This window comes from Amycolatopsis heterodermiae, from assembly GCF_034929455.1.
Taxonomy (GTDB): Bacteria; Actinomycetota; Actinomycetes; order Mycobacteriales; family Pseudonocardiaceae; genus Amycolatopsis; species Amycolatopsis heterodermiae.
Window position 1 is genome coordinate 2,181,274 of the sequence record NZ_JAYFSI010000001.1, and the last position, 11,017, is coordinate 2,192,290.

General features: G+C 71.0%; 8 protein-coding genes. 7 read left to right on the forward strand and 1 reads right to left on the reverse strand.

Translation table 11 applies throughout. The features are described from left to right. Positions 1-100: 100 nt before the first annotated feature. The 5 genes from VA596_RS10700 (at position 101) to VA596_RS10725 (ending at position 8,727) form a co-directional block, all read left to right on the forward strand. Positions 101-1,060, forward strand: a complete 960-nt coding sequence (locus tag VA596_RS10700; RefSeq protein WP_323325553.1) for a S41 family peptidase — start codon at positions 101-103, stop codon at positions 1,058-1,060. Between the two features lie 79 nt (positions 1,061-1,139). Further along, on the forward strand, positions 1,140-2,615 hold the full coding sequence (locus VA596_RS10705) for a cytochrome ubiquinol oxidase subunit I (RefSeq protein WP_323325554.1): 1,476 nt from the start codon (positions 1,140-1,142) through the stop codon (positions 2,613-2,615). A 201-nt stretch (positions 2,616-2,816) separates the two neighbouring features. After that, complete coding sequence (gene cydB, locus VA596_RS10710; RefSeq protein ID WP_323325556.1) at positions 2,817-3,824, forward strand: cytochrome d ubiquinol oxidase subunit II; 1,008 nt, start codon at positions 2,817-2,819, stop codon at positions 3,822-3,824. Next, positions 3,821-7,111 carry a thiol reductant ABC exporter subunit CydC gene (gene cydC / locus VA596_RS10715; protein ID WP_323325558.1) on the forward strand — a complete coding sequence of 1,097 codons (3,291 nt, stop codon included), beginning with the start codon at positions 3,821-3,823 and terminating at the stop codon, positions 7,109-7,111. Before cydB ends, cydC begins: the two co-directional genes overlap by 4 nt. A 686-nt stretch (positions 7,112-7,797) precedes the next feature. Further along, entirely contained in the window at positions 7,798-8,727 is a 930-nt protein-coding gene (locus tag VA596_RS10725) for a histidine kinase (RefSeq protein WP_458364009.1), read from the forward strand. 207 nt (positions 8,728-8,934) lie between these two features. Here VA596_RS10725 and VA596_RS10730 read toward each other — a convergent pair whose 3' ends face one another. Beyond that, on the reverse strand, positions 8,935-9,561 hold the full coding sequence (locus VA596_RS10730) for a response regulator (protein ID WP_247059859.1): 627 nt from the start codon (positions 9,559-9,561) through the stop codon (positions 8,935-8,937). A 304-nt stretch (positions 9,562-9,865) separates the two neighbouring features. Between VA596_RS10730 and VA596_RS10735 the strand changes: the two genes are divergently transcribed. Beyond that, complete coding sequence (locus VA596_RS10735) at positions 9,866-10,366, forward strand: excalibur calcium-binding domain-containing protein (RefSeq protein WP_323325560.1); 501 nt, start codon at positions 9,866-9,868, stop codon at positions 10,364-10,366. Further along, on the forward strand, positions 10,363-11,016 hold the full coding sequence (locus VA596_RS10740) for a class F sortase (protein ID WP_323325561.1): 654 nt from the start codon (positions 10,363-10,365) through the stop codon (positions 11,014-11,016). The genes VA596_RS10735 and VA596_RS10740 overlap by 4 nt, the downstream gene beginning before the upstream one ends. The last annotated feature ends 1 nt before the right edge of the window (position 11,017 follow it).

An 11,017-nucleotide genomic window follows, 5' to 3' on the forward strand; every position in this document is an offset into this window, starting at 1 on the left:
ATTGCTGAATCGGCGGCCATGAATTCGTTTTCCAGGGGTGTCGCACAATTTTCTTCGGCGCACCGAATTTTCGGTTGTGGGCTGCGGTAGGTTGACCGCCATGGGGTCTGAAGAGCGCGCTGCGCAGGTCAACGAGGTCATCCGCCGGCTGGACGGGCACTACGTCTTCCCGGACGTCGCGGCGAAACTGGCGGAGGTGCTTCGCGGGCGTCTCGGTGAAGGCGCGTACGCGGACCTCGGTGACGCCGAGTTCGCGACGACCGTCACAGAGGACCTCCAGTCGGTGAACGGCGACAAGCACCTGCGGCTGCGGCACCACGTCGACCCGGTCGCCGAGGACGGCGACGCGGCCTTCGACTCCGACGCCTTCCGCCTCGAAGCCGAACTGGAGGCCTTCGGCATCGCGTCCGTCCAGCGGCTCGCGGGCAACGTCGGCTACCTCGACACCACGCTGCTCTACCCGGCCGAGCTGGCCGGGCCCGCGATCGCGGCCGCGATGACGCTGCTGGCGCCGACCGACGCGCTGCTGCTCGACGTGCGCCGCAACCGCGGCGGCACCCCGGGCACGAGCGCGCTGCTGCAGAGCTACCTGGTCGACGAGCAGGTCCACTACCTCGACATCTACGAGCGCGAAGGCGACAAGACGACCCAGATGTGGACGCTGCCGTACGTGCCGGGCGCGAAGTTCGGCGGCACCAAGCCGATCTGGGTGCTCACCGGCCCGCGTACGTTCTCCGGCGGAGAGGACCTCGCGTTCTCCCTGCAGCAGCAGGGCCGCGCGAAGACCGTCGGCGAGCCCAGCCGCGGCGGCGCGCACCCGCGTGAGCAGTACAAAGTGGACACCTACCTGGACGTGACCGTCTCGATCGCGCGCTCGCTGCACCCGGAGACGGGGGAGAACTGGGAGGGCGTCGGCGTCCGGCCCGACATCCCGGTCGACGCGGAGAAGGCCTTCGACACGGCGTACGCGCTGGCCCTGAAGCACGTGCTCGAGCTCGGCGAGGCCGGCCCGCGGCGCGCCGTCGCCGAGGAAGCCCGGCAGGCACTCGACCGGATGTAGTCACCCAGGACGTTGGTCCTGGGCACATCAGGACCAGTTGAACTGGTCGCGCTCCCGGGTCCGGAGCACGCTGAACCACGTGGAGGTCCTAGAGCTAGCGCGGTGGCAGTTCGGCATCACCACCGTCTACCACTTCCTGATGGTCCCGTTGACCATCGGGTTGTCGATCCTGGTCGCGGCGATGCAGACCCGCTGGGTCCGCACCGGCGAGCTGCGGCACCTGCGGATGACCAAGTTCTGGGGCAAGCTGCTGCTGGTCAACTTCGCCATGGGCGTCGTGACCGGCATCGTGCAGGAGTTCCAGTTCGGGATGACGTGGAGCGCGTACTCCCGCTTCGTCGGCGACGTCTTCGGCGCGCCGCTCGCCATGGAAGGGCTCGTCGCGTTCTTCGTCGAGTCGACGTTCCTCGGCCTGTGGATCTTCGGCTGGGACCGGCTGCCGAAGAAGGTCCACCTGGCCTGCGCCTGGGCGTTTTCGCTGGCCACGATGGCTTCGGCCTACTTCATCCTGGCCGCGAACTCGTGGATGCAGCACCCCGTCGGCGTCACGTTCGAGAACGGCAAGCCGACGATGAACTCGATCTGGGCGGTGCTGACGAACAACACGGCGCTGGCCGCGATCCCGCACACGCTGGCCGGCGCGTTCTCGGTGGCGGCGGCGTTCCTGGTCGGCATCGCCGGCTGGCACCTGTGGCGCCGCGGCGACCACCAGGACGTCTGGCGCACGTCGCTGCGCCTGGGCGGCTGGGTCGGCATCGCCGCGTTCGCCGTCCTGGCGATCACCGGTGACACCCAGGGCAAGCTGATGTTCGAGCAGCAGCCGATGAAGATGGCGTCGGCGGAAGCGCTCTGCCACACGGAACAGCCGGCGAGCTTCTCGATCATCGCGATCGGCGACGTCGCGGGGTCGAACTGCGAGGACGTCAAGACGTTCAACGTGCCCGCGCTGCTGTCGTTCCTGGCCCACAACGACTTCAAGACCGAGGTCAAGGGCGTCGAGGACCTGATCACCGAGTACCAGGCGAAGTACGGCACGAACTACCCGGACGACCCTTCGCTCGGATCGCTGGCCGGCAAGCCGATCGACTACGTGCCGAACCTCCCGGTGACGTACTGGGGCTTCCGCATGATGATCGGTTTCGGCGCGGTGTCGGCGGGCATCGGGCTGCTGGCCCTCTGGCTGACCCGCCGCGACCGCATCCCTCGCTCACGCTGGTTCGCCTGGCTGGTGCTCGCCGGCGTCGCGACGCCGTTCCTCGGCAACAGCGCGGGCTGGATCTTCACGGAGATGGGCCGTCAGCCGTTCGTGGTGGCGCCCAACCCGTCGGGCGTCGACGGCGTCTGGATGTTCACCGCCCGCGCCGTCTCCCACCTGTCCACGGGCGAGGTCTGGACGTCACTCATCGCGCTGACCACGGTGTACGCCGCCCTCGGCGTGGTGGAGCTGTACCTGATGCGCAAGTACATCCGCGGCGGCGTCGACGCGGTGATGCCCCCGCCGAAGCCCAAGGACGACGACAACGAACCGGGCGACACGCTCGCCTTCGCCTACTGAGGTGGCCACCATGAGCACACCCGCCCGCAAGGCAGCCCCCACCCGTCCCGGGGGGCGGCCCCGAACCCAGCGTATCGGGATGGTCACTCTCACGGGTTACCCACAGCAAATCTGTGGACAACTCGACCAGTTGTGGATAACTCACCGCGATCGGGGCTCGGTCGCCGCCCAACGTCGGTGCCGCGTGGTAGGGGGCGTGCGATGACGCTCGCGATCGTCTGGTTCTGCGTCATCGCCTTCTTCTGGGCCGGCTACCTCTTCCTCGAAGGCTTCGACTTCGGCGTCGGCATGCTGCTGCCGTTCCTCGCGCGCGACAACACCGAGCGCCGCGTCATGGTCAACACCATCGGGCCCGTCTGGGACGGCAACGAGGTCTGGGTGATCGTCGCCGGCGGCGCGATGTTCGCCGCCTTCCCCGGCTGGTACGCCAGCCTCTTTTCCGCCGCCTACCTGCCCCTTCTCCTTCTGCTGCTCGCCCTCATCGGCCGCGGCGTCGCCTTCGAGTACCGCGGCAAGGTCGACTCCGACCGCTGGCGCCGCACCTGGGACCGCGTGATCATCGCCGGCTCGTGGATCCCGCCGCTCGGCGTCGGGCTGGTCCTCGCGACGAGCGTCCTCGGCCTGCCCCTCGACGCCGAAGGCAACCGCGTCGGCTCCGCGTTCGCCGCCTTCCGCTGGGACACCCTGCTCGGCGCAGTCGCCATCGCGGCCTTCTCGATCACCCACGGCGCCGCGTTCCTCGCCCTCAAAACCACCGGTGACCTGCGGGAACGCGCGCGCAACCTGGCGCTGCGGCTGCTGCCGTTCGCGATGGTGCCGATCGTCGCGTTCCTGGCGGTCGTCCAATGGCGCGGAGGGACGCTCTGGACGCTGCTCGCGTTCGGCGTCGCCGCCGTCGCGGCCGCCGTCGCCTGGTTCCGGCTGCGCGCCGACCGCGACGGCCAGGCCTTCGCCGCGCTCGGGGTCATGATCGCCGCGGCCGCCGTCACGATGTTCGGCTCGCTCTACCCGAACGTCCTGCCGTCGACCCTCGACGCGGCCAACACGCTGACCATCGCCGACACGGCGTCCAGCCCCTACACGCTGACGGTGATGACCTGGGTCGCCGTCTTCGGCGCTCCCGCCGTGCTGATCTACCAGGGCTGGACGTACTGGGTGTTCCGCAAGCGCATCGGCACCCAGCACATCCCGGCGGTCCACGCACCATGACACAGCTTCCCGGACGCGCTCCTCTTCTCGCCTCGGAGTCCACAGTGGACTCGGCGCGGCCGGGAAAGGGCCCGCTCGGCGCATTGCCGGCCCTCGTGCCGGCCGTGCGCCGAGCGCTGGCCCTGGTGGGGTTCCTGTCGTTCCTCAACGCCGCCGCCCTGGTGGCACAGGCGTTCCTGCTCGCCGACGTCCTCGCGGCGATCGTCGGAGCAGGTTCCGGGGGACGCACCGCCCAGCTGGCCGCGCTGCTCGCGCTCGTCGCGACGCGCGCGCTGACTGGCTGGGCGGTGCGCACGGTCTCCGCCCGCGCGGCGACGACGGCCCAGCGCGAACTGCGCGCGAAAGCTGTCGACCACGCTCTGCGCCTAGGCCCGGAGTGGATCGCCCGGCGCGGCCACGGCGAGCTGACCGCGCTCACGACCCGCGGCCTCGACGCGCTCGACGCGTACTTCCGCGAATACCTGCCCGCGCTGGTCACGGCGGCCGTCGTGCCACTCGGCGCGGGTGCGGCGATCCTGTTCGCCGACTGGCCGTCCGGCGTGATCGTCGCGCTGACTGTGCCGCTGCTGCCGATGTTCGCGATCCTGGTCGGCAAGTACACCGCCGGTCGCGTCGCCGGTGCGACCGACGCGACGCACCGGATGTCCGAACGGCTCCTCGAACTGGTCCGCGTGCTGCCGGTGCTGACCGCGTTCCGCCGCGCGGCCGCCCAGGCCGAGACCGTCCGGAAGCTCTCCGAACGCCACCGCCGCGCGACGCTCAAGACGTTGAAGGTCGCCTTCTCCTCGGCGTTCGTGCTCGAACTGATCGCGACGCTGTCGGTCGCGCTGGTCGCGGTCGTGATCGGCGTCCGGCTCGCGGGCGGGCACCTGCCGCTGGCCATCGGGCTGGGCGTGCTGATCCTCGCGCCGGAGTGCTACCAGCCGCTGCGCGCGGTCGGCGCGGCGTTCCACTCCAGCGAGGACGGCGTCGAAGCGGTTCGCCGCGTCGTCGACCTGCTGGCGGTGCCCGCGCCGTCCGCCGGTAGCGCGCTCGTTGACGGTCGTGACCTGCGAGTTTCTTCGCTGCGGGTGGCGCGTCGCGGCGGATTCGCCCCGGACGGCGAAACGTTCACGGTCCGCCCGGGCGAGACGGTCTGGCTGCGCGCACCCAGCGGCGGCGGCAAGTCGACGACGCTCTCGGCGCTGCTCGGTTTTGTTCCCGCGCACGACGGAAGCATCACCGTCGGCACGACCGACCTCGCCGACGCCGACCTCGCGCGCTGGCGGGAGCAGGTCGCGTGGGTGCCGCAGTCGCCGGTCTTCGCCGGCGGCACGGTCCGCGAAGAAGTCGGCTCGGACGCGGTGCTCGCGGAACTCGGCCTGGCCGGGCTCGCGGACCGCCCGGTGGCGAAGCTGTCGCTGGGGCAGCGACAGCGCGTCGCCGTCGCGCGGGCGTTGCTGCGGGTGCGCGACGGCGCGTGGCTCCTCCTGCTCGACGAGCCGACCGCCCACCTCGACCAGGCCAGCGCGCAACTCGTGCTCGACGCGGTACAGCGCGCCGTCGACAATGGAGCCGCGGCGGTGATCGCGGCCCACGAACGCACGGCCGCGGTCGATATGTCGACTTCTTCACTGGATTCCTCGGAACTGTCCACAGTGGACTCTCCGACGTCACCGTTGCCCTGGCGCGCCCTCCTCGACGGGCGGCTGTTCGGCGGCGCTGTCCTTGGCGCGGTGGCGCTGCTGGCCGGGGTCGCGCTGACCGCGACGTCCGGCTGGCTCATCGCGAAGGCGTCCCAGCAGCCGCCGATCCTGACGTTGACGGTCGCGGTCGTCGGCGTCCGCGCGTTCGGCCTGAGCCGCGCCGGCCTTAGGTACGTCGAACGCCTGGTCACGCACGACGCGGCGTTCCGCATCGCCGGCCGCCTCCGCGAGCGGCTGTGGAATTCCCTGGTCCGCCTCGGCCCCGCGCGGAGCCTGCGCGCGGGCGAGGGGCAGCGACGCCTGGTCACCGACGTCGACACGGTGCGCGACCTGCTGCCCCGCGTGGTGACGCCACCGCTGGTGATCGCACTGGTCGCGGCCGGCGCGATCGTCGTCCAGGCGTGGGTCCTGCCCGCAGCGGGCTGGACCCTCGCGGTGGCGGTGGTCCTCGGGTTGTGCGCCCCCCGGGTCGCGTTGCGAGCCGAGCGCCGGGCGACATCGGCGCTGGCCACAGGCCGCCGCGACGTCGCCGCCCGGGTCCTGGTCCTGTTCGAAGCGGCGGCCGAACTGCTGGCATTCGGCCGGGCGGCGGAGCATCGCCGTGCCCTCGCGGACGCGGACACCAGGTTGGCGACACAAGCGCGCCGCCAGGCCTACGGAGCAGGCGCGGCAGAGGCCTTGGTGACGCTGGCCTGCGGAGCGGCGGCCGTGGTGAGCACGGCCTTCGCAGCCCAGGCGGTAACAGCCGGACGTCTCGACCCCGTACTGGCGCCGTTACTGGCGCTGGTGCCATTGGCGCTGGCGGAGGTGCTGGCAATGCTGCCCCCGGTGGCCCAGCACTGGGACACCCTGAAGCAGGCCCGCCACCGCCTGTCCGAAACCGAGCCGACGGCCACCACATCACGACCGGCCGATGTGGAGGTTCGGGTCGAGTTGGCGGGATCTTCGTCTGACCTGGCGACCGTTGCCGAGCGGCCATCCGTCGAGTTGCGTGGTGCCGATCTCGGGTGGCCGGATGGGCCCGTTGTGCTGCGCGGGGTCGATGTGACTCTGGCGCCAGGGACCTATGCCGCCGTTGTCGGGCCCAGTGGGGCCGGTAAGTCGACTTTGGTTGCGGCGCTTCTCGGGTTTCTCGCGCCTCGGCAGGGTGTGGTCAGCGTGCCCGGGGAGGTTGCGTGGGCGCCGCAGGAGCCGATGCTTGCTGCTACCACTGTTGGGGAGAACCTTCGGCTGGCGCGGCCGGCCGCGACCGAGGATGAGTTGCGCGAAGCGTTGCACCAGGCGGTGCTCGACGACGTCGAGCCCGGGACGGTGCTCGGCAGCGGGGGCAGCGGGCTTTCCGGTGGGCAGGCGCAGCGCGTCGCACTGGCGCGGGCACTGCTCGGGGCGCCGTCGGCCGGGTTGGTGCTGCTCGACGAGCCCACCGCGCACCTCGACGAGCCGACCGCGTGCGCCGTGCGGGCGCGGCTGCGGGAGGCGCTCGCGGGGCGGACCGTCGTGCACGTGACGCACCGGGCCGACGAAGCCGAGCACGCGGACGTGGTCCTCGAGGTCCGCGACGGGCGGGTCCTCACGCGGGTGCCGGTGGCCGGGGCGACGTGATCGATTCCCGCTGTGTCCTTGCCGCGCCGCCGCCGCGTCGCGCGATAATGACGGAACTCATGGATCCGACGCTTGCCGCGCGGGCACTGTCCGCCGCCACCGAAATCACCAGCACCGCCCTGTCCGGCGACGACCCGGGCGCGGTGCTGGACACCGTCGTCGCGCGCGCGGCCGAACTCGCCGACGCCGACCTGGGCCTGGCCATGGTCAGCGCGGACGACGGCCGCGTGGTCGTCGAGGCCGCGCACTACGCCACCGCCCACCCGATCGCCAACGAGGTCGGCGCGCTGGACTCTTCCGCCAACGAGCCACTCGCCATCCCCGGCGCCGTGACTGCCTCGGACGCTGACGGCGACCGAACGCCGGAAACCGACGGCGGAACTGCCGCGAGCACGAGTGCCGATGGCGGTGCCACGAACACGGCGGCCGACGGTGGCACCACGGCCCCGGGGGCCCACAGCAGAAGTGCCAGGAACCCAGGGGCCGAGGGTGGCATTGCGAACGCTGCGGCCGATGGCGGCACCGCGAATACGGCCGCTGACGAGGGCCCCGCGAACACAGCCGCCGACGGTGGGGCCGGGAATCCGAGGGCCGATGGCGGAAGTGCTGAGAACCCAGGAGCTGATAGCGGCGCCACGAACGCGGCAGCCGAGGGTGGCGGCACCAACTCTGGCTCCGGTGAGTCGCTGCGAGGACTCTCCCTCCCCGCCGACTCCGCGGCTGGGCGGGTGGCTCGGGGTGGTGAGCCCATCGCCAGTGATGACTTCACCGTTGATCCGCGGACTGCGCCCTATGTGCCCGTTGAGCTTCATGGGTATGGGCCCTTTGCTGCCGCGCCGTTCGGGTCTGGGGGGCGGGTGCTTGGGGCGCTCACCGTCTACCGGAAGCGGGGGCGGGAGCCGTTCTCCGCGGGGACCGTTGAGATGCTTGTGGCCTTCGCTGCGCAAGCCGGGGTGGTGCTTGCGCTGGCCGAGGGGGCCAATGCTCGTCACCGCGTTGCGCTTTACGAGGAGCGGGAGCGCATTGCCCGGGAGCTTCACGACGTCATCGTTCAGCGGCTCTACGGCGCCGGCATGCAGCTCGACCGGGTTCGGCGCAACATGCGCAAGCGGTTCGCCCAGGCCGATGGTGCTCGGCTTTCCGACGCGATCGACCAGCTCGACCAGACCATCGAGGAGATCCGCGGGACCGTGCGCGCGCTTCGGTCGCCGGAGCCTCGCCACGACACCGGCACGCCCGCCGACCTCGCGGAGTCGGCGCGCGGCGAGGTCCGTATCGCAGGGGAGCTGCTCGGGTACCCGCCGACCCTGGAGCTGTCCGGTGAGTTCGCCGACGTCCCCGCCGAACGGGCCGACCACATCCGGGCCGCGCTGCGCGAAGCACTGTCCAATGTGGTCAGACACTCCGGCGCGAGCGAAACCCGCGTCACCCTGACCAGGGACTCGCACGGCGTCAAACTCCGCGTCCGGGACAACGGTTCCGGTGTCCCCCAAGGTGTCGCCACCCGTGGCCTGCGCCATCTGGCCGAACGCGCGGACGCCGCGGGCGGGAAGTTCTTCCTGAACTCCTCACCCAGCCTCGGCACGCTCGTCGCGTTCGACCTGCCACTTGACTGAACCATCCGACTGACTGACTCGGCCTCACCCTTCTCGGGTCATCCAAGCCTCCTTCCCACGTCCTCGGGAAGGATCTTACCGAATTCTCGAACATATATTCGACTCACGTTCGAGTGAATCCAGGGCGCGCGAAACCCCGGTCTGCATGGCGGACGGTGACAGGGCCCTGAAAAGGACCCAGCGAACGGCGGCTTGCGGACGCTCCCGCTACTTTTCGCGGCGCGCGACCCAGGCGGCGGCCTGCGTCCGGCGCTGCATGCCGAGCTTCGCCAGCACGGACGTCACGTAGTTCTTGACCGTCTTCTCGGCGAGGAAGAGCCGCTCCGCGATCTCGCGGTTCGACAGGCCCTGGCCGATCAGCTCGAGCACGTCGCGTTCGCGCTCGGTCAGCGCGGCCAGCTCGTCCGTCGGCGGGTGGCGCATCTTGTCCAGCACCCGCGCGGTGCTCACCGGGTCCAGCAGCGACCGGCCGGCCGCGACCTCGCGCACCGCGTTCACCACGTCCTGGCCGCGCACCTGCTTCAGCAGGTAGCCCGCGGCGCCGGCCATGATCGCGCCGACCATCGCCTCCTCGTCGTCGAACGCGGTGAGCATCAGGCACGCCGGCGGGTTCGGCTTGGAGCGCAGTTCGCGGCAGAGCGTGATGCCGTCGCCGTCGCCGAGGCGGACGTCGACCACCGCGACCTCCGGCTCGACGTGCATCGCCACGGCCAGCGCCTCTTCGACGCTGCCCGCTTCGGCGACGACCTCGATGTCGGGCTCGTCGCCGAGGAGATCGCGGAGCCCGCGGCGGACCAGTTCGTGGTCGTCGACGAGCAGTACCTGGATCGGCATACCCACAGGTTACGTGGTGTGTGGGGAATTCGCCCGAAGAGGTGACGAAGATCGTCCGGCATTCCGACCGGTACGTATTACAACGAATTTCCGGACGGGCAATGCGGCTGGTCAACGCGGGTTCGATCACCGCGTCGGGGAAGAATCACGAGACGCCGGGATTCTTGTTGGGTGCTGGCGTTTCCGGGCGATCGCGCGAATTCTCGGAAACGTCCGTAACAACCCCGGCGGCGGCGCGATATTAACCACACATCGCGGCGCCAGTGCCGTGTTCAACCCCGATTCTTCCCCGGAAGGACTTCCGTTGTCCTTATTTCGTCGTGCCCTGACGACGGCCGCAGCCGTCGCCGGGCTCGCTCTCCTCGGCCCCGTCTCCCTCGCCTCCGCGCAGCTCGCGACGCCCCTCACGCTCGCCGACAAGAACTGCGGGGACTTCCAGTACCAGGAGGAGGCGCAGGCGGTCCTCGAAGCGACGCCGGGTGACCCCAACAACCTGGACTCCGACAAGGACGGCATCGCCTGCGAAACCCTGCCGCACCGCCCGGTCCAGAACACCACCAAGCCCGCACCGACGAGCGCACAGCAGCCGTCGACGTCGACGAAGACCCACACCGCCCCGAAGTCGACGACCACCAAGAAGGCCTCGACGGGCGGCCAGGTCAAGGTCAAGCCGGTCGGCGGCGTCGCCACCGGCGGTGGCGAGCCCGACGAGGGCGCCCCCGGGTTCCTCGTGCTCAGCGGTGCGGTGCTGGCCGCGGCGACGTCCGGCGGCATGGTGCTCTACCTGCGCCGGCGCGCGAGTTGAGGCGGCCGCATCCACCGCTGTGGCCGGCCATCGCGGCGGTCGCCGCCGCGCTCGGCGTGGTCGTGGTCGTGGCACTCGTCCTGGCCTTCTCGCCGCACGCGACGAACGAGGTCGCGCCGCCGCCGTCCCCCTCCTTCACGAACGCCGCGGGGAGCGCCGCCACCACGACCACCCCGCCGCACGGCGGGCTCCCGGCGGCGAAACCGGCGTCCCTGACCATCCCGGCGATCGGGGTGCGCGCGGAGTCGATCGCCGACCTCGGGCTCACCCCGGGCGGCGAGCTGGAGGTCCCGCCCGACGCGACGACCGTCGGCTGGTTCACCGGCGCGCCCTCGCCCGGTGAGGTCGGGCCGGCGGTGCTGGCCGCGCACGTCGACTACAAGCACGTGCCCGGCGCGTTCACCAAGCTCAAGGACCTGCGTTCGGGCGAGCAGGTCCGGGTGGGCCGCACCGACGGCCGGACGGCGGTCTTCACCGTCTACCGCGTCGACCGCTACGCCAAGGCGGACTTCCCCACGGACGAGGTGTACGGCGACACCGCGGAGCCCGAGCTGCGGCTCATCACCTGCGGCGGCGCGTTCGACCGCTCCAGCGGGAACTACCTCGACAACGTCGTGGCCTTCGCGAAGCTCACCGCCGTCGAGGCCTAGG